The sequence below is a fragment of the Thiomonas delicata genome, from assembly GCF_900088825.1.
GTDB classification, from domain to species: domain Bacteria; phylum Pseudomonadota; class Gammaproteobacteria; order Burkholderiales; family Burkholderiaceae_C; genus Thiomonas_A; species Thiomonas_A delicata.
Genome location: NZ_LT592171.1, coordinates 149,121 through 175,227, shown reverse-complemented (window position 1 = coordinate 175,227; position 26,107 = coordinate 149,121). Strand labels below are relative to the sequence as shown.

Sequence of the window (26,107 nt, the reverse complement as noted above, 5' to 3'; positions counted from 1 at the left end):
CCGCGGCGCCCGCGCATCATCCGCACACCATGACCGAAACCCCCCTCATCACCCGCAGCCACACCGACGCCAATGCCGCGCTGGCCCATGTCCAGGCCGTCTACGCCCAGGGCGTGGCGTTTCTGCACGACGCGCTGCACGGCTTCCTCGCCGGCGCCGAGCCGGCGCAGCCGGTGCGCGCGTGCTACCCCTTCGTGCGCGTGCGCACCAGCAGCGGCGCGCATGCGGACTCGCGCCTGAGCTACGGCTTCGTCTCGCGCCCGGGGGTGTTCGAGGCCACGCTCACGCGGCCGGACCTGTTCGCCGACTATTACCGCGAGCAATTCGCCCTGCTGCTGCGCAACCACGGCGCGCCGCTGGAGGTGGGTGTCAGCGCCACGCCCATTCCGCTGTCCTTCACCTTCGCCGACCACGAGCCTTTCGACGCCCAGCTCAGCCTGGAGCAGCGCGCGCGCCTGCGCGCCCTGTTCGACCTGCCCGATCTCTCGGCGATGGACGACGGCATCGCCAACGGCACCTTCGAGCCCGTGCCGGGCCAGCCGCGTCCGCTGGCGCTGTTCACCGCGCCGCGGGTCGACTACTCCCTGCACCGGCTGCGCCACTACACCGGCTGCGACCCCCGGCATGTGCAGAACTTCGTGCTGTTCACCAACTACGGCTTCTACATCGACGAATTCGCGCGCCTGGCGCGCGAGCGCATGGCCAGTCCGGCGGAGATGGAGGACGACTACATCGCCTTCGTCGAGCCCGGCAACCTCGTCACCCGCCGCGTCGGCCAGCCCGCCGAGGCTTTCGACGCGCTCGGCGAAGCCCCGCCGCGCATGCCGCAGATGCCGGCCTACCACCTGCTGCGGCGCGACCGGAGCGGCATCACGCTGGTGAACATCGGCGTCGGCCCGGCCAACGCCAAGACCATCACCGACCACATCGCCGTGCTGCGCCCGCACGCCTGGCTCATGCTCGGCCACTGCGCCGGGCTGCGCAACACCCAGCAGCTGGGCGACTACGTGCTCGCCCACGGCTATGTGCGCGAAGACCACGTGCTGGACGAAGACCTGCCGCCCTGGGTGCCGATTCCCCCGCTGGCCGAGGTGCAGGTGGCGATCCAGGAGGCCGTGGCCGAGATCACCCGGCTGCAGGGCTACGAACTCAAGCGCGTGATGCGCACCGGCACCGTGGCCAGCACCGACAACCGCAACTGGGAGCTGCAGCCCTTCCACGGCCCCTTGAGCACGCCCGAGCGCCGCTTCAGCCAGAGCCGCGCCGTCGCGCTCGACATGGAAAGCGCGACCATCGCCGCCAACGGCTTTCGCCTGCGCGTGCCCTACGGCACCCTGCTGTGCGTGAGCGACAAGCCCCTGCACGGCGACATCAAGCTCCCCGGCATGGCCGACCGCTTCTACCGCGAGCGGGTGGACCAGCACCTGCGCATCGGCATCCGCGCCCTCGAAATCCTGCGCCAGCAGCGCATGGACCAGCTCCACAGCCGCAAGCTGCGCAGCTTCGACGAGGTGGCGTTCCAGTGAGCGGCCGGCGTGCTGCGCATACCGGCCGGGGGCGAAGGCCGCCCCCGGCGGTTCACGGCCCGCCCGGCACGATGATGTGCTGCGCCAAGCCAGGCTCGGCCACCAGGCGCTCCTGGCTTGGCGCATAGCCGAATTTGCGCGCATAGGCGCGCGACAGGGCGGCGGCGCTACCGAAGCCCACGCGCGCCGCGATCGACTTGATCCTGCGGCCTTGCGACAGGGCCCGCCGCGCCAAGGTCAGCCGCCAGTCGGTCAGATAGACGCCGGGCGTGGTTCCCAGCGTCTCGCGGAACAGTGCCATGAACCGGCTGCGCGACATGCCGGCGAGCGCGGCCAGATCGTCGATTCTCCAGGCGCGCGCCGGGTCGTTGTGGATGGCCGCCAGCGACCGATACAACGCCGGATGGGCAAGGCCGGCGAGCAGGCCCGCGCCGGTGGCTCCGGCTCGAATCGCTTGCCGTAGGATCATGAGCACGATCAACTCGGCCAGGCGGCCGAGGGCGGCATCGCGGCCGCACTGCGCCTCGGTTGCTTCGAAAACAAAGGCATTGGCGATTGCGCGTAGCGCCGGCGCATCGCCCAAGCTCATCGCCACCCGGTCCGGCAAGGCGTTCACGAGCGGATTGGCCGCGCCGCCGAATTTGATCGATGCCGCGACAACGTCCGCATCCCAGGGTTCGGGATCCATGGGGCCGCGCGTGTAGAACACGATTCGCGACGCGTGCCCTCCGGGCGTCAAGCCGACGACCAGTTTGGCGTCGTCAGGCGCCGCAGTCGTTGCGTCGAGGCTGACCGAGAGGTCGAAAACCCTGAAAAACGCCGATAAGCGGTCATAGCTGGTTTGGCACTCGGACTCGGCTGCGTTTCGTTCCGTGGATTGCGTTTGCACAGACCTAAGCCTCTCGAGCTTTCTCGAACTCTGCGGGGCTGTGGTGATGCCGATTCGAATGCCGTCGGGCCGGTTCGCGAATTCGCCCGATGCGTTCGAAGATATCGGCCACAAAGCGCTGCAACGCGCGGGTTTGCATCGGCCAGCCCAAGGCCCGATGCCCATGCATGCCGGGCGCCATGGCCGCGCAAGGGCGATTCCTGACGGATGCGCGCCGCGCACAGGCCGTGTTTATGCCGGGTTTCAGGACCTCTGGCCTGCATCCCTCCCGGTCGAACCGCCGTCTCCTCCACACTCGCCGACTCCAATTGATTGAGCTTCGCGAAGGTAACAAGGCGTGCTTGAAACCGACAGTGTCTCTGGACTTTCAATCATGTTTTTGAGACTCCCATGACCTTCGGGTGTGAAACAGTGCGAATTGATGCACGTTGCCGCACGTTTCGGCCTTTCTGCCGTTCCGTCACATTGCCGGCCAGGGCATGCGCGCGGGGGTTTGACGGGCCGCTTGCCGTCGAGACGTGACGGTTTCTGTCGTTGCAAGCAAGCATAGGCGTTTGCCGGGCAAAACGGTAGCGTTTTGTTTCATTTGAATTCGCCGGCGGCCTCAATAATGCACCAGCCGCGACGTTAATCGGTCTGTTCGCGCCTTTAGTCGAATTTGTTGTGATCTTGGTGTATGTTGCCGAGACATAGGCGCTTTTATCGTCTGATTAGCGAGGTGCTCTATGTTGCGGAATATGCGAATCGGCCTGCGCCTGGGCCTAGGTTTTGGTTTGATCGTCATGCTGCTGGTTGCTTTGGCGGCGGTCGCGATCATGAACATGAATGCCATGAAACGGGCCACGGACGAAGCCACCAAGGTCGCCTGGCCCGAGGCGCACCGCGTCGGGGAGATCAAGGCCGACGTCAACCAGAATGCCGCGGATTGCCGTGACATCCTGCTGAGCAAGGATCCAGCCGAGCAATCCAGCATCCAGCAGCGCATCCGGGCGAGCGAACGCACCAGCCAGCAGGCCGTCGCGCAACTCGCGCAAATGGTGCATAGCGCGCAAAGCCAGCAGTTGCTGGATCGGACCAAGACCAGCCTGGCCCGGTACAGAAGCGCCCTGGAGGTCTGTTTCAACGCGCAGCAACAGGGCAGCGGCGGCGATGCGCTGACCATTTTTCAGCAGCAGGTCAAGCCCGCCGAGGACGCCCTCAAGGCCGACCTGGCCGAACTGGACAAGGGCTTTGTCGGGCATTTCAGCCTGGCTTCGCAGCACGCCGACGCGGCCTATTCCAGAGCCCGGGACGCGGCGGCCGGGGCAACCCTGTTCGCGCTTGCGCTGGCGTTCGTGTTCGGCACTTGGATCACGCGTTCGATCACCGTCCCGCTCAGCCAGGCCGTGGGGGTGGCGCAGCGAGTGGCCGACGGCGACCTCACGGTCCAGGTCCAAGCCAATTCGCGCGACGAGACCGGCCAACTGCTCGGCGCGCTGGGCGAGATGGTGCGCCGGCTGACGGCAGCCCTCGGTTCCGTGCGATCCGGGGCGGACAACCTGTCCTCGGCCTCGACCCAGATTTCGGCAACGTCACAGAGCTTGGCGCAGGCGACGACCGAGCAGGCCGCCTCGGTGGAGGAGACTTCGGCCACGCTGGAGCAGGCCACGGCCTCGATCAAGCAAAACGCCGACAACGCCCGCCTCACCGACACCATGGCGCAGCAGGCTTCCTCCCAGGNTCACGCGCCTGGGAGGAAGCCTGCTGCGCCATGGTGTCGGTGAGGCGGGCGTTGTCGGCGTTTTGCTTGATCGAGGCGGTGGCCTGCTCCAGCGTCGCCGAAGTCTGCTCCACCGAGGCGGCCTGCTCCGAGGCGGCCTGGGAGATGCTTTGCGAGGTGGACGACACCTCGGTGGAGGCAGACGACAGGTTGTCAGCCGCCGAGCGCACCTCACCCATCGCCGCAGAAAGTTTGTGGCGTAAGGCTTCAATTGCACCTAGAACATTGCCCGGAACGTCGGACCCAACAGCGATTGGAACGGTGAAATCTCCGGATGCAATCTGACCTACAACTTGGGTAACATATTTTGGCTCACCGCCGAGCATATTTGCTTCTGCGCGCAAAATAATTGAAATATAAATAAGAAGGCCCGCTTCAAAAATAACATAAAGCGCATGAACAACAACTCTCTCTAGACTTGCGCCCTGCGAAAATAAGTGCACCCCAAGCCCATCTTGCTGCATGTAATTAAAGGTCAAGTGATGAATTGCGATCACCGTTGCCGCGAGCAAGATGGGTCTCCAGTCCCTGTAGAATAAAAGAAAGGCTAGCAGCACAAAAATTCCAAAGTGCGCCTCAATTGCGCCCCCTGTTTGCTGAATCATAAGGGCACAAAAAATCATGAAGGACAGAGCCACTGCCAAACGCGAAACAAGCGCTCCAGGAGATAAATATATAATAATCAATGGAGCGCCTGCAGCTGGCAATCCGACCCACAGCACCTCCTGCCAACTATTCGTTAAAAAACCAAGCGCAACACAGATTAGAAAAATGAGCACAACTGTCCAGCCCATAAGCTTGTCAGCGCGCATGCTTGCAGCATCTGCCGACTTGGTCGAATATTCCATGACAACCCCTTCTATACTTTAAAAATGCACGCCGCAGATCGGCGTTCTCAGGAATAATTGATATCGCCATAGCGCTGTCACGCTATAAATTAAAAACACAATTAATATTAACCAAGAAAAATACCTTTTGATGATGTCAGTCATTTTATTTTTGACGCACTTTTTACGTTTAAATTTTTCGCGAGCCAAACTAATTGGGTGAGAATTTTCTCTGCCCACAGGTTTTACGGCATGTCGACCTACCGCCATGAGTGAAGCTCCATTTGACTTTGACATTGATTTTTCTATTGCATCAGCCCGCGCAGCAAGATGGATCTGTGACCGCAATTAATATGATTAGGCGGCAATTAAAGATATTTATACTCGCATCTATGAGATGCGCCGGAAAATACAATATCGCCTCGGATCGAGGCCAGTTCAGGAGCAAAAATAAAAAGCTAATTTATAGACGGCACTGAATCAGATTTCTTGAGGATCCGGTGAAAAATCCCCGTTGCGCCGCACGGTCTTGATGCCCACTGTGACCGCCATGCCCAGGGAGAGCTTGACCCAGTGGCGATCCACCCACATGTGGTTGGCGTCGAGGTGGATGCGCGCCGCGCCACGCAGATTTCCATCGCGGGGGAAGGAGAAGATCTCCAACTTCACCGTCGCGATTTGGCCCGCGCGCACGAAACCAAAATGTCCTTGTTCAACACCTTGGCCTCCACTTCTAGCGTGTCGTCCGACACGATCACATCAGCGGCTTGGCCTGGTTGACCATGCGGCACACAGCCTGCTAGGCCGGAAAAATTTCAGGCACTGACAAACGCGGGGTTTGTGCAGTGCCTGATGGTGTGCCCCCAAGGGCGGGAGCCTTTCACGCCTTGGCGTGTTGGTCGGTCAGAGAATTCCCCACTTCACGGGCAATATCGCCTCCTTGTTTTTGTTGCCGTTGCGTTGACTCTACGCCGCATTCGGATCTCCTTCAAGGTCTCTCCGACAGACCGCGAAACCTTGTTGCCATCCAGCAAAACAGCACCGTTGCGGCATGACGGGCATCACGCGCAGGCCGTGCCCGATCTTGGGCGTTGGAACGCGGACTTCCGGACGCAGCGGCCGGGTTTGGCGCTCACTTTTTCTTGGATGGTTCCGGCGCCAGGGCAGGCATTGGGGTTTTGCCTCCGAGCGGCATGATGGCATTGGGTGGCGATTTGTCCTTTTTGGGCTTCTTCGCTTCCTTGTTGCCGCGTTGCTGACCTCTAGGCATGATGAACCTCCTGTGATCGCTCGCGAATGGGCGGGCTGATCGGTTCAGTGTAGGCGCGTGGAAGAAACATGCCAGCCTTTCACATTTGGATGGCATGATGTGGCGGTTGCATTCCAGCCACGTGTATTACGGCGTGCCCTTTTCTGGAAGAGGTCGACCATGATGAACGTCCAAGACGCGGCATTGCCGCCGGCCGTGCTGGCCAAGCTTCTCTCGGCGCCGGTGGCCGAATACATGTCGCCGGAACAGCTTGCGTTTTTCCAGGATCTTCTTTGCGCCGAGCGCGATGTGTTGCTTCGCGCGGCGCGAGAAACCACCGATCAATTGCAGGTTTTTGAACCGACCCCGGACCCTTCGGATCGCGCGTCACTCGAAGAGGATCATCTCATTGAGTTCAGGGTGCGTGATCGCGAGCGCAAACACTTGCATGCGATCGACCGTGCGCTCCAGCGCATTCGGGACGGAAGCTACGGCTGGTGTGAAGAAACCGGGGAGCCCATCGGCATTCCTCGGCTGCTCACGCGGCCCACGGCAACCCTCACGCTGGAGTCGCAGGAGCGGCGCGAATCGACGCAAAGAATGCGAGGCCGTTAGCGACGCGCACGCCTTCAGTGCGAATTCGCTCTTCGCTTGCGTCGCGCGGGCTTTGCGCCTTGGGTCCGCGCCCATCCGAGCAACTCGTCGGGCGACCCAAGACGGGTCAGGCTGTTCGAGGCGTTTGGCCGACACAAAAGCATGACCAAGCCTTCAGGAGTGGCCGTCAGCTGCAGTTCCGCGCCCTCGCAGTGCAGCAGCGAACAGAGGCTCCCATGCAGGCGCATGAGTTGCGCGTGTGAAATGCGTGTCATGGTCTAGGGCCCGCAGGGACGGGGCGAGGCACAAGGTCCTGTCTGCATGCGTCAGACCCCCATCTCCTTGAAGACGTCCTTGGCGGCGCGAAAGCTGTCGATCGCGGCCGGTGCTCCGCAGTAGATCGCCGTCTGCAGGAACACCTCCTTGATCTCGTCCTTGGTCACGCCGTTGGCCAGCGCCCCACGGATGTGGAGCTTGAGTTCATGGGGCCGGTTCAAGGCCGTGAGCATCGCGAGATTCAGCAGACTGCGGTCGCGACGCGCAAGACCGGGGCGAGACCAGATCTCACCCCAGGCGTATTCCGTCACCAGCCCTTGCAAGTCGCGGTTGAAATCGTCGGCATTCTGGATGGCGGCGTCCACATAGTCGGCACCCAGCACGTCCTTGCGAATTTTCAGACCTCGGTCGTATCGTTCCCGGTTCATGGTTGGCTCTCCCAAATATGCGTATCGAAGCCACAAGAAACGCCATGCGATGGGTTCATGCGGCCCGCCAGCCCCCCCGCTTGCAGAGATCCACGCTATTTTTCTCTCCCTGCGCGTTGGAATAAATTTACGCGAAGATCCGTCTATGTGGTTTTGAATCGTGCCCGACCACCCCCCTGAAGGAGCATCCCATGCGCAAACTCGCCCTGTACAGCGTCGCAGGCATCATCCTGACCATCCCCGCCCTGGCCTCGGCAGCCCAGGCTCCAAGCCCCGCCGCACTTTGGCGGGATATCCAGGCCCTGGAAAAGAGCCACGCCCTGATGCTGGATAGCAAGCCCTACCAACTCGGCTCGCGCACCGTGGACGTGTACACCACCGATCTGGCCAACACCGCCGAGAACGACGCCATTCGCAAAGCCGGCAGCATCGAGAAGGTCCAGCGTTACCCCGACGGCGCCTTGGTGGTCAAGGAAAACTACGACGCCGGCAAGAAGCTCACCGGGGTGACCGCGATGCTCAAGCTGAACGGTTACGACCAGGCCGATCGCAACTGGGTGATGGCCGCCTACAAACCCGATGGCCAAGTCGTCGCCTACGGCAAGGTCCAGGCCTGCATCGCCTGCCATGCCATGGTGACGCAGCAGGATTTCGTGTTCGCGCCGCCGCCGCAGCAACTGCTCCCGGTCGCGGTGTGGAAGGCGTTTTTCCCGAAGCAGCAGATTTCGCCGCAGTACGCCCAGCTACTGGCGCAGCACCCCGAGGCGATCGTGAAGTAAACGCCGCCGCCGCGCGTGCAGGGATGGCAATCCGGCCAAACGGCCGGATTCCGGCATGCGCCGAACGGAAGTTTTACTTGGGCGCGACGATGTCGCCGCAAGCCACGTATTTCTTCAGATCCGTGGCGCTTTCATGCACGTTGATGGCCATCGGCTCCTTCAGCAGATCGGCGACCGATGCATCCACCATGGTGATCGACTTGCCGCCGACCACGGGTTTGAGCATGAAAGCCGGCTTGGGATCGAGGTTGGCGCAAGTGCCCTTGTGGATATGGTCGGGCTGAGCCACGCCCTTGGGGGTGCTCTTGAGGTGCACGATGACTTTGGTCTTGGCGCCGTGGGGGTAGAGCATGGCATAGCCGGTTTCACCGGAACCGTTCTGCGCGCCCAGTTCGACCTTGACGGGTTTTTCCTTCATGGCGGCGAATGCCGGGGCGATTGCGAAACTGGCCAGTGCCAGCGTCAGCGCAAATCTTTTCATGGACTTTCCTTCGGGTTGGGGTCGGGACGACATTGTCGAGAACGGCGAACGGACAGGCCATCACTGGACCCGCCAGATTCGCGCCCGATGAGGATAATGATCCATTCGGCCCTGGATCGTTTCGTGATGTAACGACCCTACCATCCCCGTGGGGGCGATCCACGAACAACGCGCTGCCCACCCAGCAAGGCCGGACTCAGGCGTTTGCCGACTGTTCCCCGAGCGCGATGTCGACCACCATTTCGGCGGCGAGCGCCTCCAGGTCATGCTGCAGCGCCGCGCTGGAAATGGCGTCGGGGACGGCGAGCAGGGCCCTGACCTTGAACACGTGGCCGCTGGCCTGGCCGTTGCCGACGATCTCGGTGTGCAGGTCCTCGATGCTCACGCCACGCGCGGCGAGGTTGCGCGACAAGTCGCTCACGATGCCGGGACGGTCGGGACCGGCGAGTTCGAGCTTGACCATGCGCGCCCCCGGCGGCGCGGGTTTCGCTTCGCACTTGGTGGCGGCAACGCGCAAGCCGGAAAACTCCAGCCCGCGCAGCGCTGTGACCAGGGCTTCGGCGTTCTCGGCCGCCACCTCGAATTGCACGATCCCGGCGAACTGCCCGGCCAGATTGGCCATGCGGCTGCCGGCCCAGTTGGCGGAGAATTCGCGCGCGCGCTCGGCCAGTTGACTGACGATGCCGGGACGGTCCGCACCGATTGCGGTCACGACGACCGAGGTAAGCGGACTGCGCGCTTCCGTCAACGACACCTGCCTGCGGATCATTGGCGCCTTGGTGGCGAAGCGCGCGTCCTGCGCCTGCGCGGGAAGCACGCCATCCCGCGCGGCCTGGCGCACCACCTGGGTCAGCAGGCGCAAGCCCATGGGCGCCAGCGCGCGTTCCCACAGTTCCCGCGCGGTCTCGCCCTTGAGGACGAAACACCAGTCCTGGGCCGCGATGGCACCGGCATCCCAGCCGTCCGCCAGGTGATAGACCGAACCGCCGGCAATCGGATCGCCCTCGAGCAGGGTCCATTCCACCGCAGCGATGCCGCGATGCCGGGGCAGCAGCGAGGGGTGGTAGCCGATGCCGCCGAGCCGCGAATGCGCCAGGGCCTCGTTGCTAACGCGCGCATGGGTGTGGGCGGCGACGATGAGATCGGTGCCCTCCGGCACGTCGCCCGCGGGCACGAGCTTGGGATTCTCCAGAATCGAAACCGGAACCCCGGCCGCCCGCCCGGCCTGAGCCAGCCTGTCGTCGGCCTCCGGCGCGACGACGCGCACGATCTCGACGCCATCCTTGCGCAGCGCGTCGAACACCATCGCCCCGAAATACCGCGACCCCACCAAAGTGCACTTCATTGCGCCTGTCTCCATTCCATCTGCCCAAGTTCGAACATGCCCGCCATGCCGATTGATCACGGCTTCGCGCCCACACGGGGGCGTTCGGATGGTAACGAGCCCGGAAGATTTCCGCCCTCCCTCCGGCTGCAGACGGATCGTGCCGGCGGTGGCGCGCACGGTTCGCCGGCCGGACGCGAAGACTATTACGATGGCCATCGGCCTCCCCCGGGCCGCGCGGCGCAAGCCCGGCGAGATGGAACCGGATTGCGGCGTCATCGCGCGCATCCTCGTCCCCGATCGATTCCCCCAACCCACCCCAGGAGCGGCATCATGGCCAAAGGTCAGCAGCGCAGCAACAAAGAGGCGAAGAAGCCGAAGCAGGACAAGTCGCCGGCCAAGCCCATCTCGCCGCAAGCGGTGAAACCGGCGGTCACCACGGTGATTCCGGATCGCAGGAAAAAGCCGTAACCGAGAGCGTCGACGCCCTCAAGCGGCACCCGGTACGCGCGGGGTCCGCGCGTCGACCCAATGCAAGGCTTGCAGCCAGAGGCCGCAGGCCAGCAGCAAGGCCGCGGCGGCGACCAGCGGCGGCAGGCCGACGAGACCGAAACCCATCAGCTCGCGCAAGGGAGTGATGGTCAGCACGGCCCCCAGCACGAGGGCCACGCCGCCGAACATGCGCGACAGCAAGGGATTGCCCCGCATATTGGCCAGGATCGCGGAGTCCAGCGGGTACTGGAACTCGGGCGTGCTGTCGTCATGCACGTGTTCGGTGCCGACGAGCTGCGTGTGCCAGAAATCCTGAATGGCTTTTTCCATCGGATCGAAAGGGGCGGGCGGCGTGGCCAGCATGGCGAACACCACCAGCCGATGGAACGCCGCGGGCAGCGGCGCCGCATCGGCGGCGTCGAACACCGCGCCGTCCGCGTCCAGTTCGGCAACCTGCATGCGGCTCTGCGTCAGGGTGCCGGTCTTGTCCACCGCAAGCACGGTCGTGGCGCCCAGCACCTCGACAGCCGGAATCAGGCGAGCCAACACCCGGTTCTGCGCGAGACGTGACAAATCCGGCGCTGAAATCTCGCGTCGAAGCCCCCAGTCGTGCCGTGGACTTCGGCCCTGCAGAGACCAGCCTTCCTCACTACCATGCACTGGCTGGTTTGCGTGGCCGGGCCGCTCGGCGGTGCCGGACCGCGCCCCCGCCAGGCCGCGCCGAGACCAAACCCGTGCGCGTGGCCTTCCGTCCAACGCCCCTGAATTGAGGAAAAATCATGGCTCATGTCACCCTCCACGGCTCGCCCATCGACGTCGCCGGGAAACTGCCGCAAGTCGGCGCCAAGGCACCGGCGTTCAAACTGACCAACAAGGATCTGGCCGACGTCGGGTTGGACGCTTTCGCCGGCAAGCGCAAGGTGTTGAACATCGTGCCCTCGCTGGATACGCCGACCTGTGCCAAGTCGACGCGCCATTTCAACGCCGACGCGGCCAAGATGCACAACACCGTGGTGCTGGTGATTTCGGCCGACCTGCCCTTCGCTGCCAGCCGCTTCTGCGGCACCGAGGGTCTGAACAACGTGGTCACCCTGTCCACCTTCCGCCACCCGGACTTCATGGAAGCCTACGGCGTGAAAATCACCAGCGGCCCGCTGGCCGGCATCACCGCGCGCGCCGTGGTCGTCCTGGATGAACACGACAAGGTGCTGCACGCCGAACTGGTGCCCGAAATCGGCGACGAGCCGAACTACGCCGCCGCCCTGGCCGCGCTGTAAGCACGACACCCAAGTCGCAGGGCCCCGGCGCCGCCGCGAGGGCCTTGCGCACCGCCTGAGCCCCTGTTTGCAAGCCTGCTGCGCGGCGGCAGGGCCAAGCCGGCGACGCCCGCGCCGCACAGAGGCGCCCACCCCAGGCTTGAACGGCACTTGTCCATCACGACTTGCGCAAGGCTTGCGCGAACCGTGAACCGGCCGGAACCGGGCGATTCGCCGGCGACAAGGCGCCATCGAACGTCATCAAGTCGACATATCGGCTGCCTAGGATGAAAAGGTTTACATCCTGAGCACCACCGATGCGCGTCGCCTTTTTCGATCTCGATCACACCCTGCTGAGCACCGATAGCAACCAACTCTGGTTCGACTATCTGCGCGAACAGGGCCTGCTGGACGAGGACGCGCTCGCGCGCCACGCCGCCTTCATCCATGACTATCACGCCGGCCGGCTCGATTTCCAAGGCCTGCATGCATTCCGCCAGGCGGTGGACGCATCCATCGCGCCGCAACGCCTGCGCGCCTGCCGCGATGCGTTCAACCAAGAACGCCTGCTGCTTGCCGTGGCGCCGGGCGCGCCGGCGCTGCTGGACACGCTGCGCCGCGACGGCATGCTGACCATGGTGATCAGCGCCAGCCCCGAGGCCCTGGTGCTGCCGGTGGCGCGCCACCTCGGCTTCGAACACGTCCTGGCCGCCGATTCGGCCGCCGGCCGCAACCTGCCCGCACCGTGCTTCGGAGCAGGCAAGGTGCTGCACGCCAAGGCCGCGCTGGCCGCGCTCGGCACCTCGCTGGGCGGGCTGGAGCAAAGCAGGTTCTACAGCGACTCGCACAACGACCTTCCTCTGCTGGAGGCGGTGCAGCATCCGGTCGCGGTCGATCCCGACCCGGTGCTGGCGCAGGTGGCGCGCGCGCGCGACTGGCCGGTGATTTCCCTGCGCGAGACAGCCTGATGGCCAGCACCATCCACGACGTCGCCGAACTGGCCGGCACCTCCATCGCCACGGTGTCGCGCGCCCTGAACGAACCCGCCAAGGTGCGGGCGTCCACGCGCGACCGCGTTCTTGCCGCGGCGCAGACCCTGAGCTTCCGGCCCAACCTGCTGGGGCGCCAGTTGCGCAGCGTGCGCACCCAGCTCATCGGCGTGGTGCTGCCCGACGTGTTCAACCCCGTGTTCGGCGAATGCATGCAGGGCATCGAGGAATCGGCCGCGGCCAGCGGCTACCGCGTGCTGCTGATGACCACCCGCTACGACGCCAGCCGCGAGGCCCACGCCATCGGCACCCTGCTGTCGCAGCGCGTGGACGGATTGATCCTGACCGTGGCCAAAGCCGCCGGCCACCCCCTGCTCGACGAACTGGCCTGCTCGGGCGTGCCCTACCAACTGGTCTACAACCACAGCGCCACCCACCCTTGCGTGTCGGTGGACAACCGCGGCGCCGCGCGCGACGGCGTGCGACTGCTGGTGGCGCAAGGCCATCGCCGTGTGCTGATGCTCACCGGCGACCTGGGCGCATCCGACCGCGCCGCGCAGCGCTACCAGGGCTATTGCGACGCGCTGGAGGAAGCCGGGCTGGTTGCCGAGGCGCCCTTGCAAATCGATTTCAACGAACGCGCCCTGCCGCCCCCCATCCTGCAACGACTGACCGATCCGCGCGACCGCCCCACCGCCCTGTTCTGCGGCAACGACCTGCTCGCGCTGGTGGTCATGCGCGCGCTGCGCGAGGCCGGCGTGCGCGTGCCGGCGGACATCTCCATCGTCGGCTTCGACGGCCTGGCCATCGGCGAACTGCTGACGCCGCCGCTGGCCACCGTGTGCCAGCCCAACCGCGACATCGGCGCCGCGGCCTGGCGCCACCTGCTCGGCGCGCTCGAAGGCGGGCCGACCTCCTCCAGCATCCTGCCCCACCGCATCCGCGCCGACGGCACAGCCGCGTCCCTTCTCCCCCACCCACCCTCGGAGTGTTTGCCATGAAACGTTTGCGCCATTGGCTGTTCGCGGTGTTCACCGCCCTCAACGTCTTTTCCATGCAGGGCACGGCGCACGCTGCGGAAACGGCGATTTGCTACAACTGCCCGCCCGAATGGGCCGACTGGGCCAGCCAGATCCAGGCCATCAAGGCCGCCACCGGCATCACCGTGCCGTTCGACAACAAGAACTCGGGCCAGGCCATCGCCCAGCTCATCGCGGAGCGCCAGAGCCCGGTGGCCGACGTGGTCTACCTCGGCATCGGCTCGGCCTTCCAGGCCCAGGCCGCCGGCGTGATCACGCCCTACAAGCCGAAGAACTGGAACGCGATTCCGGCCGACCTGAAGGACCCGCAAGGCAACTGGTTCGCCATCCACTCCGGCACCCTGGGCTTTTTCGTCAACAAGGCCGCGCTCGGCGGCAGGCCGGTGCCCCGGTCCTGGGCCGACCTGCTCAAGCCCGAATACAAGGGCATGGTGGGCTATCTCGACCCCAGCAGCGCCTTCGTCGGCTATGCCGGCGCAGTGGCGGTGAACCTGGCCATGGGCGGTACGCTGGATGATTTCAAGCCGGCCATCCGGTACTTCCAGCGCCTGCAGCAGAACGACCCCATCGTGCCCAAGCAGACCGCGTATGCGCGCGTGCTGTCGGGCGAGATCCCCATCCTGATCGACTACGACTTCAACGCCTACCGCGCCGAATACAAGGACCACGCCGACGTGGCCTTCGTCATCCCCGCCGAAGGCACGATCGCCATGCCCTACGTGATGGCGCTGGTGAAAAACGGCCCGCACCCGGCGAACGGCAAGAAGGTGCTCGACTTCGTGCTGTCCGAGCAGGGACAGGCGCTGTGGGCCCATGCCTTCCTGCGCCCCGTCATCCCGAGCGCCATGAGCCCGCAGACCGCGGCCAAGTTCCTGCCCGCGAGCGACTACGCCCGGGTCAAGCCGGTGAACTACGAGCAGATGGGCAAGGTGCAGCAAGGCTTCGTCAAGCTCTACCTCGCCGACGTGCGCTGAGCGCGGCGCGGAGCAAGTCCCGTCCCATGCGAGACATCACGTTCTCCCGGCCCTTGCGCGGCATGATGCTGGCGCCCGCGGTGGCCATCTTCGCCGCGTTCTGGCTGCTGCCGATGGCGGCGCTCGCACGCATCAGCGCCGGCGATGGGCTGGCGGGCTATCTCGCCATCCTCACCAACGCGCGCTATCTGCGTAGCCTGGCGACCACGCTGGCGCTGGCCGGCGGCGTGACCTTGACGGCGCTCGCGCTGTCGCTCATCGCCGGGCTTTTCCTCGCCCGCCGCCGCTTCCCCGGGCGCCACGCGCTCATCGCCATGCTCACGCTGCCGCTGGCCTTTCCGGGCGTGGTGGTCGGCTTCATGGTGATCATGCTGGCCGGGCGGCAGGGCCTGCTGGCCGACGCCGCCGCCGCGCTGTTCGGCCACCGCGTGGTGTTCGCCTATTCGCTGGGCGGGCTGTTCCTCGGCTATCTCTATTTCTCCATTCCGCGCGTGATCCTGACCCTGATGGCCGCCGCCGAAAAGCTCGACCCGGCGCTGGAAGAGGCCGCGCGCAGCCTGGGCGCTTCGTCCTGGCAGGTGCTGCGCGACGTCGTCCTGCCAGCGCTGGCGCCGGCGCTGGCGGCCGCCAGCGCGCTGTGCTTCGCCACCGCGGTGGGCGCTTTCGGCACCGCGTTCACCCTGGCCACCGACATCAACGTCCTGCCCATGGTGATCTACACCGCGTTCACCCTCAATGCCGACCTGCTCACCGCCGCCACGCTCAGCCTGGTGCTGGGCGCGGTGACCTGGCTGGTGCTGGCATGGGCCGACGGACTCGACGGCCAGACGGTCGCCACCGGCGCATGAGCGGACTCGCCATGAAGACCGCGCTGCAACGCCTGCCCGTCGTCCTGCAGGCAGCCGCCACCCTGCTGCTGAGCCTGTTTCTCATCGTCCCGGTGGGCATGTCCATCCTGGCCGGACTCACGCGCAACGATTTCGTCGGCCTGCGCAGCGGCCTGACCCTGCGCTGGGTGGTGCAGGTCTGGGGGCTTTACCAGGACGCCATCTGGCTGTCGCTGGAAGTGGCCATGGCCACGCTGCTCATCACGCTGCTGGTCGGCGTGCCCTGCGGCTATGCCCTGTCGCGCAGCCGCGGCAAGCTGTTCCGCACGCTGGAAAGCATGCTGATGCTGCCGGTGGCCATGCCCGGCCTGGCCACCGCGCTCGGCCTGCTGGCGGTGTACGGCAGCCTGCACGCCTTTCGCGTCAGCGCCTGGTTCATCGTCGTCGGCCATGTGATCTTCACCCTGCCGTTCATGGTGCGCGCGGTCTCCGCGGTGTGTTCGAGCATCGACCTGCGCACCCTGGAGGAAGGCGCCGCCAGCCTCGGCGCGGGGTTCGTCGCGCGCTTTCGCACCGTGGTGCTGCCCAATATCCGGCCCGGCATCCTGGCCGGCGCGCTCACCGTGGTCACGCTGTCGATCGGCGAGTTCAACCTGACCTGGATGCTCAGCACGCCGATGACCAAGACCCTGCCGGTGGGTCTCGCCGACGCCTACGCCTCGCTGCGCCTGGAAGTCGGCAGCGCCTACACCCTGATCTTTTTCCTCATGATCATTCCCCTGCTCGTGCTCATGCAGCGCCTGGGCGTGAACGATCCCGACAAGCGAGCCTCCCGATGAAGCAAGCGTCCGTCGCCATCACCCTGCGCCGCTGCGCCAAGACCTTCGACCACGGCCAGCGCGCGCTGCGTCCGGTCGACCTGTCCGTCGCCGCCGGCGAAACCGTGGTCCTGCTCGGCCCCTCGGGCTGCGGCAAGACCACCATGCTGCGCCTCATCGCCGGCCTGGAGCGCCCCGACCCCGGCGGCACCGTGCTGTTCGACGGCGAGGACGTGACCCAGCAGCCCATCGAGTCGCGCCAGGTGGGCATGGTGTTCCAGAGCTACGCCCTGTTCCCGAACATGACGGTGCGCGGCAACATCGGCTACGGCCTGCGCATCCGGCGCCTGCCTGCCGCCGAGATCACGCGGCGGGTGGACGAACTGCTGGACTTGATGCGCCTGCGCGAATTCGCCGAACGCGCGGTGAACCGGCTCTCCGGTGGCCAGCGCCAGCGCGTGGCCCTGGCCCGCGCGCTGGCGCCGCGTCCGCGCGTGCTGCTGCTGGACGAGCCCCTCACCGCGCTCGACGCCCAGCTGCGCGAAACCCTGCGCGTGGAGATGAACAGCCTGCTGCGCCAGCTCGGCATCACCACCGTCTACGTCACCCACGACCAGGCCGAGGCCATGGCCCTGGGCGACCGCATCGTGGTGATGAGCGCGGGCCGCATCGAGCAGGCCGGCACGCCGCGCGAGATCTACTACAGCCCCGCCAGCCTGGCGGTGGCGCGCTTCATCGGCACCCTCAACCGGCTGGCCGGCGAGGTACGCGACGGGCGCTTCCACTGCGCCGGCTGCGCCGCCCCCATCGCCCTGCCCCGGCGCTTGCCGCCCGGCGGCGCGATGTGGTTCCGCCCCGAAGACGCGCGCATCGTGCCGCACGCCGAGGCGAACCTGGTCGGGCGCGTGCTGCAGGCCGTCTTTCTCGGCGACCGCACCCGCCTCACCGTGGGCGAGATCGGCGACGCCCCGGTGCTGGTCGACGTGCCCGGCCGCGCGGACCTTGCGCCGTCGGGCAGCATCGGCCTAGCCATCGCGCCCGACGCCTGGTTGTGCCTGCCCGAGGACGCCGCATGATTCTTTGCCAGATTTCCGACCTGCACATCAAGCGCAAGGGCGCGCTGGCCTATGGCCGCGTGGACACCGCGGGCTTCCTCGCGCGCTGCCTCGAACGCATCCGCGCCCTGCGCCCCCTGCCCGACGCCGTGGTCATCACCGGCGATCTGGTCGACCGGGGCGACGCCGAGGAATACGCCCATCTGCGCGAGCTGCTCGCCGCGCTGCCCATGCCCCACTACCTGCTGGTGGGCAATCACGACAGCCGGCAGGCGCTGCGCGCGGCGTTCCCCGACCACGCCTACCTCGGCAGCGCGGACGGCTTCGTGCAGTACGCCGCCGACCTCGGCCCCTGCCGCCTGGTCGCGCTCGATACCCAGGACCCGCCGCACAGCGGTGGGCGCTTGTGCGAGGCGCGCCTGCGCTGGCTGGAGCAGGAGCTGGAGCGCGCCGACCGGCAGCCGGTCATCCTGGCCATGCACCACCCGCCCTTCGTCACCGGCATCGGCCATATGGACGCCATCGGCCTGCCCGCCGCCGACTGTGCGCGCCTGGGCGCGGTCGTCGCGCGGCATCCGAACATCGAGCGCGTTCTCTGCGGCCATCTGCACAGGCCCATTCAGCACCGCTTCGCCGGCACCCTGGCCTCCACCTGTCCCAGCCCGGCGCATCAGGTCGCGCTCGACATCCGGCCGGATGCGCCGGCCGCCTACCGCATGGAGCCACCGGCGTTCCAAATCCATGCCTGGCTGCCGGGCACGGGCCTAGTGTCCCATCTGGTGCCGGTGGACGAATCGCCAGGCCCCTACCCCTTCTTCCACCAGGACGGCCAGCTCATCGATTGAGCCAGCCCGCGCTGCTCACGCCGCCAGCGCCTTGCGCACCGCGTGCTCCCATTCCTGCATGCGGGCCTGCGCCTGCGCCGGCGCGAGTGCGGGCTCGAAGCGGCGCTGCGCGGCCCAGAGCGATTCGACGGCGTCCAGCCCGGCGTACATGCCGCAGCTCAGCCCGGCCAGATACGCGGCGCCCAGCGCGGTGGTCTCCAGCACCTGCGGGCGCACCACCGGGATGCCGAGCAGGTCGGCTTGGAACTGCATCAGCAAATCGTTGGCGCTGGCGCCGCCGTCCACCCGCAGCTCGGCCACCGGCTGCCCGCCCGCGGCCTGCACGTCGCGGTTCATGGCCTGCAGCAGGGCGGCGCTCTGGAAGGCGATGCTCTCCAGCGCGGCGCGCGCGACATGGGCCATGGTGCTGCCCCGCGTCAGCCCGGTGATGGTGCCGGTGGCGTCGGCGCGCCAGTAGGGCGCGCCCAGGCCGGTGAAGGCCGGCACGAACACCACGCCACCGGCGTCAGGCACGGACTGCGCCAGCCCCTCGACCTCGCCGCTGGCGGCGATGGCGTGCAGACCGTCGCGCAGCCACTGCACCACCGCGCCGCCGACGAACACGCTGCCTTCCAGGGCATATTGCGGAGCCTGGCCGTCGAGCCGTGCCGCCGCCGTGGTGAGCAGCCCGCTGTGACTGGCCTGCGCCGCGCCGCCGGTGTGCAGCAGCAGGAAGCAGCCGGTGCCATAGGTGTTCTTGGCCAGCCCCGGACGGAAGCAGGCCTGGCCGAACATGGCGGCCTGCTGGTCGCCCGCCAGCGCGCCGATGGGCAGGATGCGCGGCAGCAGTCCCGGCGCGGTGTGCGCGTACACATGGCTGGACGCATGCACGCGCGGCAGCAGCGCGGGCGGAATGTCCAGCGCGCGCAGCAGGGTTTCGTCCCAAGCCTGGCTGTGGATGTTCCACAGCAGGGTGCGGCTGGCGTTGCCCACGTCGGTGGCGTGCACGGCCTGGGCGCGCGTGGACGCATCGGCGCCGCCGCTGAGCATCCACAGCAGCCAGGAATCCACCGTGCCGAACGCCAGTTCGCCGCGCGCCGCGCGCTGCCGCGACCCCGGCAACTGGTCGAGCAGCCACTTCAGCTTGGTGCCCGAGAAATAGGGGTCGAGCAGCAGGCCGGTGCGCGCGCGCACTTCCGCTTCGAGCCCCTGCGCCCGCAGCGCGGCGCAGATGTCGGCGGTGCGCCGATCCTGCCAGACGATGGCCGGGTGCAGCGGCTCGCCGGTGGCGCGGTCCCACAGCACCGTGGTCTCGCGCTGGTTGGCGATGCCCACCGCGCCCACCCCGTCGCCGCCGGCACTGGCCTTGGCGAGCGCCGCACGGGCCGTGGCGATCTGGTCGGCCCAGATGCGGCGCGGGTCGTGCTCCACCCAGCCCGGACGCGGATAGCTCTGCGGCAGCTCGCGCTGGGCGAGCGCTTCGATGCGGCCCGACGTGCCGAACACGATGGCCCGCGAGCTGGACGTGCCCTGGTCCAGGGCGAGGATGGAGTTTGGTGCGATGGACATGGCGGCGGCCCTCCTGGCGGGTGCAGCATAGCGATTCAGATGTCCGCAACGGGCGCTGGACGCGAAGGCGCGCGAGGCTCCCCCACCCGGCCTCTCCCGCACGGTGGGGGCGGTGAGAACGGCGCGATGCGAACACTTGCGGATCGCCCACCCCGCCCCCTCCACGGCGGTGAAGGCGGCGGCTCTCTCCCATGCATGGAGAGGCGGACACGAACTCGGGAAACATCATCGCGAGGCCGTGCGCGCAACGGCAAGCCACATGCCGCCGTGCCGCGCGCCGTCCTCGCCGGAGCCGCTAAAGTGCGGCTTTGCGCCCAATTCACCTCCCACCTCCCCCACCATCGCCATGTCCAGCCTGATCTGCGGCTCGCTCGCCTTCGACACCATCACCGACTTTCCCGGCCGCTTCGCCGAACACATCCTGCCCGACAAGGTGCACATGCTCAACGTCGCCTTCCTCGTGCCCACGCTACGGCGCGAGTTCGGCGGTTGCGCCGGCAACATCGCCTACAGCCTCAAGCTGCTGGGCGGGGAACCGCTGGTGCTGGCCGCGCTGGGCGAAGACGGGCAGGACTACCAGGACCGCCTCGACGCCTTCGGCATCAGCCGCGCGCACGTGCACGTGGCGCCCAGGACGCACACCGCGCAGGCGCACATCATCACCGACCGCGACAACAACCAGATCACCGCCTTCCACCCCGGCGCCATGAGCCACGCCCACGAGCAGGCCGTGCCGGCCGTGCCGGGGCTGCGCCTGGGCATCATCGCCCCCGACGGCCGCCAGGCCATGCTCGACCACGCCGCGCAGATGGCCGCCGCCGGACTGCCCTTCGTGTTCGACCCCGGCCAGGGCCTGCCCATGTTCGACGGCGAGGAACTGCGCGCCTTCGTGCGGCAGGCCAGCTGGGTCGCGGTGAACGACTACGAGGCCGCCATGCTCAGCGAGCGCACCGGCTGGAGCCTGGACGACATCGCCACCCATGTGCGCGGCATCGTCGTCACGCAGGGCGCGCAGGGCTGCGAGGTGCGCGAAGGCGGCGCCGTGGTCAAGGTCCCCGGCCTGCAGGCCGCCCGCGTGGTCGATCCCACCGGTTGCGGCGACGCCTTCCGCGGCGCCCTGCTCTGGGCGCTGGAACAGGGCTGGAGCCTGGCCGACGCCAGCAAGCTCGGCAACGTGCTGGGGGCGCGCAAGATCGCCCACGCCGGGCCGCAGAACTACAGCATCACGCTGGGCGAGGCGCTGGCCGCGTTGCGCCAGGCTTATGGCGAAATCTCAACGCCGGCGACGCAAGCTTGACCTCTCGGTTGTCGTAGGCGCGTCCCCATTTGCCTCGATCCGCACCAAAGCGTTTCAGCTGTTTCCAGGCTTGTCCATGCCTTGACCCGGCGGGATCGGGCGGATACCGTAGGGGGTTTCAATCCGCACCTTACGAGTCACATCATGGGAAGCAAGATCGTCATCGCATTGCTGGTTGTCGTCACCGTCGGGCTCATCGGCCTGGGCATTTCCATCGGCTACGGCCAGGTGTTCCATCTGGACGGCCATGGCGGCGCATCCGTGCAGGCACAGGCCGCGCAGCAGCACGCCAACGCGTCTTGAAACCATGGCCCGGAGCGAGCCTCCGGGCCATGGTCGTGGATGAGCCCGGCGCTGCAAGGTTTCGGGCCGCGACGTACAGTTTCGTTTTGCGCTGCGGCATCGCGGCGTGAACAGAAACCACCACGCCGCCATGTCCACTCCCGCTTCCGCGCTGGCCTCGCCAGCGCCCGTATCGAACCCCACGCGCTACCCCGTCCTGGGGGCCATCAGCTTCTCGCACATGCTCAACGACATGATGCAGTCGTTGATGCTGGCCATCTACCCGCTGTTCAAGAGCGGCCTGAACCTGAACTTCGCGCAAATCGGGCTCATCACCCTCACCTACCAGATCACCGCGTCCATCCTGCAGCCGCTGGTGGGGCTGTACACCGACCGCAAGCCGCATCCCTACTCGCTGCCCATCGGCATGGGCTTCACCTTCGTCGGCCTGCTGCTGCTGTCGCGCGCCGACAGCTTCGTGCACGTCCTGGCCGCGGCGGCCTGCGTCGGCATGGGCTCGTCCATCTTCCACCCTGAGTCGTCGCGCGTGGCACGCATGGCCTCGGGCGGCAAGCATGGGCTGGCGCAGTCCATCTTCCAGGTCGGCGGCAACGCCGGCTCGGCCATCGGGCCGCTGCTGGCGGCGGCCATCGTCATCCCCCATGGGCAGGCGAGCATCGCCTGGTTCTCCGCCGCGGCGCTGCTGGCCATGGTGGTGCTGGGCTTCGTCGGCCACTGGTCGGCGCATCAGATGCGCCCGGGCAAGCGCAAGGCGGCCGTCGCCGCTGCACAGCCGCACCCGCCCGCACTGGTGCGACGAACCATGGCGGTGCTGATGGCGCTGGTGTTCTCCAAGTTCTTCTACCTCGCCTCGATCAACACCTACCTCATCTTCTACCTGCAGCACCGCTTCAACATCAGCGTGCGCGACGGCCAGCTGCACCTGTTCATCTTCCTCGCCGCGGTGGCCGCGGGCACCCTGCTGGGCGGCCCCATCGGCGACCGCATCGGGCGCAAGCGCGTGATCTGGGTGTCCATCCTCGGCGTGGCGCCGTTCACCCTGGCGCTGCCCTATGCCGGACTGGAAGTGTCGGCCTTCCTCACCGCCATCATCGGCTTCGTGCTGGCCTCGGCCTTTCCCGCCATGGTGGTGTACGCGCAGGAACTCATGCCGGGCAAGGTCGGCGCGGTGTCGGGCCTGTTCTTCGGCCTGGCCTTCGGGCTGGGCGGCATCGGTGCCGCGGCGCTCGGCCAGTTGGCCGACATGGTGGGCATCGTCGAGGTCTACAAGATCTGCTCCTTCCTGCCGCTGATCGGCCTGCTCGCCGCTTTCCTGCCCGATCTGCAGTCCACGCCGCCCGGCGCGGCGCACGCGCCCCGGCAGCCTGCCTGAGCAAGAGCCGGGCATGACGGCGCGGCCCCGCGTGCTCATCGTCGGCGGCGGCATCGCCGGGGCCTCGCTGGCCTATGTCCTGGCGGCCGGGCGCGGCGTCGCCGTCACCCTGCTCGAACGTGAAGCCCGCTGCGGCACGCATGCCACGGGCCGCTCGGCGGCGCTCTACATGCAGTCCTACGGCCCGCCCGGCATCCGCGCGCTGACGGTGGGCAGCGGCGGCTTCTACAACCACCCGCCGCCCGGCTTCGCCGAGCATGCGCTGCTCAGCCCGCGCGGCGCACTCCATGTGGCGCAACGGCAGGATGACCCGCCTGTCAGCCGCGAACAGGCCCTCACCCGCCTCGAAGCCGTGGAGCGCGAGGCGCGCGCAAGCGGCGTGGAGGTGCAAAACCTGTCCGCGCAGCGCTGCCTGGAACTGTGCCCGGTGCTGCGCCCCGACACACTGGTGGGCGGCATCTACGACCCGCTGGCGCAGGACATGGACGTGGACGCCATCCTGCAGGGCTTTCTGCGCGGTGCGCGCAGGAACGGCGCCAACATCGTCACCCGGGCCGAAGTGACCAGGCTGCAGCGTGTGGGCGACGCCTGGCAGGTGCTCAGCACCGCCGGCGCGTTCGACGCCGACGTGGTGGTGAACGCCGCCGGCGCCTGGGCCGAGCAGCTGGGCCGGCTGGCGGGCGCGCGCGCCATCGGCCTGGTGCCCAAGCGCCGCAGCGCCTTCGTGTTCGCGCCGCCCGCCGAGATGGATTGCCGCGACTGGCCGCTGGTGATCGACGCCGACGAAAGCTACTACTTCAAGCCCGATGCCGGCGTCCTGCTCGGCTCGCCGGCCAACGCCGACCCGGCGCCGCCGCACGACGTGCAGCCCGAGGAGCTGGACATCGCCGCCGGCATCTGGGCCATCGAACGGGCCACGACCCTGACCATCCGGCGCCCGCGAAGCACCTGGGCCGGGCTGCGCAGCTTCGTCGCCGACGGCGAGGCCGTCAGCGGCTACGACGCCGACATTCCCGGTTTCTACTGGCTGGCGGCGCAAGGCGGCTACGGCATCCAGTCCGCGCCCGGGCTGGCGCGCGCCTCGGCGGCCCTGCTGCTGCGCGAGCCGCTGCCCGCCGACCTGCGCGCACTGGGCCTGCACGAGGCCATGCTGTCGCCGGCGCGGCTGCAAAACGCCGCCTGAGCAATCCTGCGCGCCGTGCTCCGGCCGGTCAGGTCGGCGCCTGCACCACCGGCTGGTCCGACACCAGATTGCCGTCCACCAGATTCAGGATGCGGTCGCAGCGCTGCGCCAGGCGCGGATCGTGGGTGACGACCAGCACGGCGCAGCCGAATTCGCGGTTGGAACGGCGCAGCAGCACGAACACGTCGTCGGCGCTGCGGGTGTCGAGGTTGCCGGTGGGCTCGTCGGCCAGCACCAGGGGCGGACGGGTGAACAGGGCGCGGGCGATCGCCACGCGCTGCTGCTGGCCGCCCGACAGCTCGTTGGGCCGCTTGTGCGCGTGCGCGGCCAGGCCCACGGCGTCGAGCAGGGCCATGCCCTGCGCATCGAGTTCGCGCGTGCGGCGCGCTCCCTGCACCAGCGCCGGCATGAGCACGTTGTCCAGCACCGGGAAGGCCTGGATCAGGTGGTGGAACTGGAACACGAAGCCGATGGAGCGCCCGCGCAGCGCCGTGCGCTCCGCGTCCTCCAGCGTGCGGGTCGGCGTGCCCAGCAGATAGAGCTCGCCGCCGGTGGGCGCGTCGAGCAGGCCGATGACGTTGAGCATGGTGGTCTTGCCCGAGCCGGACGGCCCGACCAGCGCCGTGAACTCGCCGCGCGCGAGGGTCACGCTGATGCCATGCAGGATCTCGGTTTCCAGCGGCGTGCCCACCTGGTAGGACTTGCGCAGCCCGTCCAGGCGCAGCACGGGCGACGCCGGGTCGGCGCCGGACCGCGACGGTTGCGCGGACTCAGACATAGCGGATCGCCACCACGGGGTCCAGCCGCGCGGCGCGCAACGCCGGGAGCGCCGCCGCGGCCACGCCCGCCAGGGTCGCCAGCGCCACCGCCTGCACCGCCAGCGACCACGGAACCGGCACGATGAACAAGCCGGGGCCGTAGTTGTTGAACACCCAGGCCAACCCCGTGCCGGCCGCCGCGCCCAGCGTGGAACCGGCGAAGCCCACCGCGCCGCCCTCGAACAGGAACACCGCGAGGATGCGCCCCCGCGTGGCGCCCATGGCGCGCAGGATGCCGATCTCGCGCGTGCGCTGCACCACGCTCACGGCCAGCACGCTGGCGATGCCGAAGGCCACCGAGAGCGCGACGAAAATGCGGATCATGGCGCTGGACAGCGACTGCGAGCGCAGCGCGTTGAGCAGCTGGCCGTTGGTGGTCATCCAGCTCTCGGACTTCAGACCCGTCAGCCGGGCGATGCGCGCGGCGATGGCCTCGGCGTCGAAGATCCGGTCCACGGTCAGGTCGATCTCGGTCACCCCGCCCGGCAGGCCCAGCAGCGCCTGCGCCGGCTCGAGGCCGATGTAGACGTAGCGCTGGTCGAGGTCGCGCACGCCGAGCGAGAAGATCCCGACGACGTCGAACACCTGCGCGCCGCCGGAGGCGCCTTGGATGCGCAGCTTGTCACCCACGCGCAGCCCCAGGTCCTGCGCCAGGCGGGTGCCGATGAGCGCCTGGCTGGCGCCCACCGCGAAGCGCCCCCGCACGATGTCCTTGTCCACCGGGATCACCTGCACGTAACGCTGCGGCACGATGCCGATGATGGCCACCGCGCGCACCGCCGTGCCGCGCTGCGCGAACGCCGGGCCGGTGACGATGGGCGACGCCGCCTTCACGCCGCCGAGCCGCTGCAGCACGTCCAGCACGCCCGGCCAGTTGTTGATCGCGCGCAGGCGCTGCGGACGGGCATCGGTGCTGCGCAGGTCCACCGTGCCGGGCGGCACGGGCGGCGCCAGCGGCTCCAGGTCCGGACTGCTGACGACGATGTGCGCCTGCGTGCCCAGGGTGCGCTGCACGATGTTGGACTGCAGCCCGTTGACCAGCGCGGTGATGAACACGATCACCGCCGCCCCCACCGCCACGCCGACGACGATGAGCAGGGTCTGCGCGCGCCCGTCGCGCAGGAAGTTGTAGGCGATGCGCCAGGACAGTCCCATCGC

Annotated in this window: 27 protein-coding genes; 17 read left to right on the top strand and 10 right to left on the bottom strand. The window is 67.5% G+C overall.

Annotation, left to right across the window (positions count from 1 at the left end; all coding sequences use genetic code 11):
* The first annotated feature begins 29 nt into the window (after positions 1–29).
* Entirely contained in the window at positions 30–1,526 is a 1,497-nt protein-coding gene (locus THIARS_RS10340) for an AMP nucleosidase (RefSeq protein ID WP_094160875.1), read from the top strand.
* A 52-nt stretch (positions 1,527–1,578) separates the two neighbouring features.
* Here the strand turns inward: THIARS_RS10340 and THIARS_RS10335 are convergent, their stop codons facing one another.
* Complete coding sequence (locus THIARS_RS10335; protein ID WP_222423064.1) at positions 1,579–2,415, bottom strand: helix-turn-helix domain-containing protein; 837 nt, start codon at positions 2,413–2,415, stop codon at positions 1,579–1,581.
* Positions 2,416–3,140: 725 nt separating this feature from the next.
* Here THIARS_RS10335 and THIARS_RS10330 point away from each other — a divergent pair.
* Positions 3,141–4,178 (top strand): methyl-accepting chemotaxis protein, encoded by a 1,038-nt coding sequence (locus THIARS_RS10330; protein WP_094160873.1) that lies wholly within the window; start codon positions 3,141–3,143, stop codon positions 4,176–4,178.
* 1,303 nt (positions 4,179–5,481) lie between these two features.
* Here the strand turns inward: THIARS_RS10330 and THIARS_RS10320 are convergent.
* On the bottom strand, positions 5,482–5,694 hold the full coding sequence (locus tag THIARS_RS10320; protein WP_094160871.1) for a hypothetical protein: 213 nt from the start codon (positions 5,692–5,694) through the stop codon (positions 5,482–5,484).
* A gap of 439 nt (positions 5,695–6,133) precedes the next feature.
* The gene (locus THIARS_RS18650; RefSeq protein ID WP_186436654.1) at positions 6,134–6,271 is read right to left on the bottom strand and encodes a hypothetical protein; all 138 of its coding nucleotides are present in this window, start codon (positions 6,269–6,271) and stop codon (positions 6,134–6,136) included.
* Positions 6,272–6,370: 99 nt separating this feature from the next.
* On the opposite strand from THIARS_RS18650, the gene THIARS_RS10315 reads away from it, so the two are divergent.
* The gene (locus THIARS_RS10315; protein ID WP_245845883.1) at positions 6,371–6,865 is read left to right on the top strand and encodes a TraR/DksA C4-type zinc finger protein; all 495 of its coding nucleotides are present in this window, start codon (positions 6,371–6,373) and stop codon (positions 6,863–6,865) included.
* 305 nt (positions 6,866–7,170) lie between these two features.
* Here the strand turns inward: THIARS_RS10315 and pcaC are convergent, their stop codons facing one another.
* Positions 7,171–7,548 carry a 4-carboxymuconolactone decarboxylase gene (pcaC, locus tag THIARS_RS10310; RefSeq protein WP_094160870.1) on the bottom strand — a complete coding sequence of 126 codons (378 nt, stop codon included), beginning with the start codon at positions 7,546–7,548 and terminating at the stop codon, positions 7,171–7,173.
* A 191-nt stretch (positions 7,549–7,739) separates the two neighbouring features.
* Between pcaC and THIARS_RS10305 the strand changes: the two genes are divergently transcribed.
* Positions 7,740–8,327, top strand: coding sequence for a cytochrome P460 family protein (locus THIARS_RS10305; protein WP_094160869.1), 588 nt, complete (start codon positions 7,740–7,742; stop codon positions 8,325–8,327).
* Between the two features lie 73 nt (positions 8,328–8,400).
* Here the strand turns inward: THIARS_RS10305 and THIARS_RS10300 are convergent, their stop codons facing one another.
* Together THIARS_RS10300 and THIARS_RS10295 are read right to left on the bottom strand one after the other, a co-directional pair.
* Positions 8,401–8,808: a hypothetical protein gene (locus THIARS_RS10300; RefSeq protein ID WP_094160868.1), complete on the bottom strand. Its 408-nt coding sequence runs from the start codon at positions 8,806–8,808 to the stop codon at positions 8,401–8,403.
* 196 nt (positions 8,809–9,004) lie between these two features.
* Complete coding sequence (locus THIARS_RS10295; protein ID WP_094160867.1) at positions 9,005–10,153, bottom strand: ACT domain-containing protein; 1,149 nt, start codon at positions 10,151–10,153, stop codon at positions 9,005–9,007.
* A 312-nt stretch (positions 10,154–10,465) separates the two neighbouring features.
* Here THIARS_RS10295 and THIARS_RS18645 point away from each other — a divergent pair, with 312 nt between their 5' ends.
* The gene (locus THIARS_RS18645) at positions 10,466–10,603 is read left to right on the top strand and encodes a hypothetical protein (protein WP_186436653.1); all 138 of its coding nucleotides are present in this window, start codon (positions 10,466–10,468) and stop codon (positions 10,601–10,603) included.
* 18 nt (positions 10,604–10,621) lie between these two features.
* On the opposite strand, the gene THIARS_RS18640 is transcribed toward THIARS_RS18645, so the two are convergent.
* Positions 10,622–11,170: a hypothetical protein gene (locus tag THIARS_RS18640; RefSeq protein WP_186436652.1), complete on the bottom strand. Its 549-nt coding sequence runs from the start codon at positions 11,168–11,170 to the stop codon at positions 10,622–10,624.
* Positions 11,171–11,403: 233 nt separating this feature from the next.
* Here THIARS_RS18640 and tpx point away from each other — a divergent pair, with 233 nt between their 5' ends.
* The 8 genes from tpx (at position 11,404) to THIARS_RS10250 (ending at position 18,428) form a co-directional block, all read left to right on the top strand.
* Entirely contained in the window at positions 11,404–11,901 is a 498-nt protein-coding gene (tpx, locus tag THIARS_RS10285; RefSeq protein ID WP_094160866.1) for a thiol peroxidase, read from the top strand.
* A gap of 296 nt (positions 11,902–12,197) precedes the next feature.
* The gene (locus THIARS_RS10280) at positions 12,198–12,848 is read left to right on the top strand and encodes an HAD family hydrolase (RefSeq protein ID WP_094160865.1); all 651 of its coding nucleotides are present in this window, start codon (positions 12,198–12,200) and stop codon (positions 12,846–12,848) included.
* Entirely contained in the window at positions 12,848–13,870 is a 1,023-nt protein-coding gene (locus tag THIARS_RS10275; protein WP_094160864.1) for a LacI family DNA-binding transcriptional regulator, read from the top strand. Before THIARS_RS10280 ends, THIARS_RS10275 begins: the two co-directional genes overlap by 1 nt.
* Positions 13,871–13,923: 53 nt before the next feature.
* On the top strand, positions 13,924–14,883 hold the full coding sequence (locus tag THIARS_RS10270; protein ID WP_245845979.1) for an ABC transporter substrate-binding protein: 960 nt from the start codon (positions 13,924–13,926) through the stop codon (positions 14,881–14,883).
* 26 nt (positions 14,884–14,909) lie between these two features.
* Positions 14,910–15,731, top strand: a complete 822-nt coding sequence (locus THIARS_RS10265; RefSeq protein WP_094160862.1) for an ABC transporter permease — start codon at positions 14,910–14,912, stop codon at positions 15,729–15,731.
* Positions 15,728–16,549, top strand: coding sequence for an ABC transporter permease (locus THIARS_RS10260; RefSeq protein WP_425444243.1), 822 nt, complete (start codon positions 15,728–15,730; stop codon positions 16,547–16,549). Before THIARS_RS10265 ends, THIARS_RS10260 begins: the two co-directional genes overlap by 4 nt.
* Positions 16,546–17,604, top strand: coding sequence for an ABC transporter ATP-binding protein (locus THIARS_RS10255; protein ID WP_094160860.1), 1,059 nt, complete (start codon positions 16,546–16,548; stop codon positions 17,602–17,604). Before THIARS_RS10260 ends, THIARS_RS10255 begins: the two co-directional genes overlap by 4 nt.
* Positions 17,601–18,428 carry a phosphodiesterase gene (locus THIARS_RS10250; protein ID WP_094160859.1) on the top strand — a complete coding sequence of 276 codons (828 nt, stop codon included), beginning with the start codon at positions 17,601–17,603 and terminating at the stop codon, positions 18,426–18,428. Before THIARS_RS10255 ends, THIARS_RS10250 begins: the two co-directional genes overlap by 4 nt.
* Before the next feature lie 15 nt (positions 18,429–18,443).
* On the opposite strand, the gene glpK is transcribed toward THIARS_RS10250, so the two are convergent.
* Entirely contained in the window at positions 18,444–19,976 is a 1,533-nt protein-coding gene (gene glpK / locus THIARS_RS10245) for a glycerol kinase GlpK (protein ID WP_094160858.1), read from the bottom strand.
* A 346-nt stretch (positions 19,977–20,322) separates the two neighbouring features.
* On the opposite strand from glpK, the gene THIARS_RS10240 reads away from it, so the two are divergent.
* The 4 genes from THIARS_RS10240 to THIARS_RS10230 all read left to right on the top strand — a co-directional run bounded on the left by THIARS_RS10240 (position 20,323) and on the right by THIARS_RS10230 (position 24,131).
* Positions 20,323–21,273 (top strand): carbohydrate kinase family protein, encoded by a 951-nt coding sequence (locus tag THIARS_RS10240; protein ID WP_094160857.1) that lies wholly within the window; start codon positions 20,323–20,325, stop codon positions 21,271–21,273.
* A gap of 144 nt (positions 21,274–21,417) precedes the next feature.
* On the top strand, positions 21,418–21,576 hold the full coding sequence (locus tag THIARS_RS18635; RefSeq protein WP_186436651.1) for a hypothetical protein: 159 nt from the start codon (positions 21,418–21,420) through the stop codon (positions 21,574–21,576).
* A gap of 130 nt (positions 21,577–21,706) precedes the next feature.
* On the top strand, positions 21,707–22,948 hold the full coding sequence (locus THIARS_RS10235; protein WP_094160856.1) for an MFS transporter: 1,242 nt from the start codon (positions 21,707–21,709) through the stop codon (positions 22,946–22,948).
* Between the two features lie 13 nt (positions 22,949–22,961).
* Entirely contained in the window at positions 22,962–24,131 is a 1,170-nt protein-coding gene (locus THIARS_RS10230) for an NAD(P)/FAD-dependent oxidoreductase (protein WP_094160855.1), read from the top strand.
* A 28-nt stretch (positions 24,132–24,159) separates the two neighbouring features.
* On the opposite strand, the gene THIARS_RS10225 is transcribed toward THIARS_RS10230, so the two are convergent.
* Together THIARS_RS10225 and THIARS_RS10220 are read right to left on the bottom strand one after the other, a co-directional pair.
* A complete protein-coding gene (locus tag THIARS_RS10225) occupies positions 24,160–24,909 on the bottom strand; it encodes an ABC transporter ATP-binding protein (RefSeq protein ID WP_094160854.1) in 750 nt (249 codons plus the stop codon).
* Positions 24,902–26,104, bottom strand: coding sequence for an ABC transporter permease (locus THIARS_RS10220; RefSeq protein WP_094160853.1), 1,203 nt, complete (start codon positions 26,102–26,104; stop codon positions 24,902–24,904). The genes THIARS_RS10225 and THIARS_RS10220 overlap by 8 nt, the downstream gene beginning before the upstream one ends.
* Positions 26,105–26,107 lie beyond the last annotated feature (3 nt).

Bases quoted from the DNA above. Each gene is read 5' to 3' on its own strand.
- THIARS_RS10340 (WP_094160875.1), top strand. From the start codon at position 30: ATGACCGAAACCCCCCTCATCACCCGCAGCCACACCGACGCCAATGCC.
- THIARS_RS18650 (WP_186436654.1), bottom strand. From the start codon at position 6,271: ATGCCTAGAGGTCAGCAACGCGGCAACAAGGAAGCGAAGAAGCCCAAA.
- pcaC (WP_094160870.1), bottom strand. From the start codon at position 7,548: ATGAACCGGGAACGATACGACCGAGGTCTGAAAATTCGCAAGGACGTG.
- THIARS_RS10305 (WP_094160869.1), top strand. From the start codon at position 7,740: ATGCGCAAACTCGCCCTGTACAGCGTCGCAGGCATCATCCTGACCATC.
- THIARS_RS10300 (WP_094160868.1), bottom strand. From the start codon at position 8,808: ATGAAAAGATTTGCGCTGACGCTGGCACTGGCCAGTTTCGCAATCGCC.
- THIARS_RS10295 (WP_094160867.1), bottom strand. From the start codon at position 10,153: ATGAAGTGCACTTTGGTGGGGTCGCGGTATTTCGGGGCGATGGTGTTC.
- THIARS_RS18645 (WP_186436653.1), top strand. From the start codon at position 10,466: ATGGCCAAAGGTCAGCAGCGCAGCAACAAAGAGGCGAAGAAGCCGAAG.
- tpx (WP_094160866.1), top strand. From the start codon at position 11,404: ATGGCTCATGTCACCCTCCACGGCTCGCCCATCGACGTCGCCGGGAAA.
- THIARS_RS10280 (WP_094160865.1), top strand. From the start codon at position 12,198: ATGCGCGTCGCCTTTTTCGATCTCGATCACACCCTGCTGAGCACCGAT.
- THIARS_RS10275 (WP_094160864.1), top strand. From the start codon at position 12,848: ATGGCCAGCACCATCCACGACGTCGCCGAACTGGCCGGCACCTCCATC.
- THIARS_RS10270 (WP_245845979.1), top strand. From the start codon at position 13,924: ATGCAGGGCACGGCGCACGCTGCGGAAACGGCGATTTGCTACAACTGC.
- THIARS_RS10265 (WP_094160862.1), top strand. From the start codon at position 14,910: ATGCGAGACATCACGTTCTCCCGGCCCTTGCGCGGCATGATGCTGGCG.
- THIARS_RS10260 (WP_425444243.1), top strand. From the start codon at position 15,728: ATGAGCGGACTCGCCATGAAGACCGCGCTGCAACGCCTGCCCGTCGTC.
- THIARS_RS10255 (WP_094160860.1), top strand. From the start codon at position 16,546: ATGAAGCAAGCGTCCGTCGCCATCACCCTGCGCCGCTGCGCCAAGACC.
- THIARS_RS10250 (WP_094160859.1), top strand. From the start codon at position 17,601: ATGATTCTTTGCCAGATTTCCGACCTGCACATCAAGCGCAAGGGCGCG.
- glpK (WP_094160858.1), bottom strand. From the start codon at position 19,976: ATGTCCATCGCACCAAACTCCATCCTCGCCCTGGACCAGGGCACGTCC.
- THIARS_RS10240 (WP_094160857.1), top strand. From the start codon at position 20,323: ATGTCCAGCCTGATCTGCGGCTCGCTCGCCTTCGACACCATCACCGAC.
- THIARS_RS18635 (WP_186436651.1), top strand. From the start codon at position 21,418: ATGGGAAGCAAGATCGTCATCGCATTGCTGGTTGTCGTCACCGTCGGG.
- THIARS_RS10235 (WP_094160856.1), top strand. From the start codon at position 21,707: ATGTCCACTCCCGCTTCCGCGCTGGCCTCGCCAGCGCCCGTATCGAAC.
- THIARS_RS10230 (WP_094160855.1), top strand. From the start codon at position 22,962: ATGACGGCGCGGCCCCGCGTGCTCATCGTCGGCGGCGGCATCGCCGGG.
- THIARS_RS10225 (WP_094160854.1), bottom strand. From the start codon at position 24,909: ATGTCTGAGTCCGCGCAACCGTCGCGGTCCGGCGCCGACCCGGCGTCG.
- THIARS_RS10220 (WP_094160853.1), bottom strand. From the start codon at position 26,104: ATGGGACTGTCCTGGCGCATCGCCTACAACTTCCTGCGCGACGGGCGC.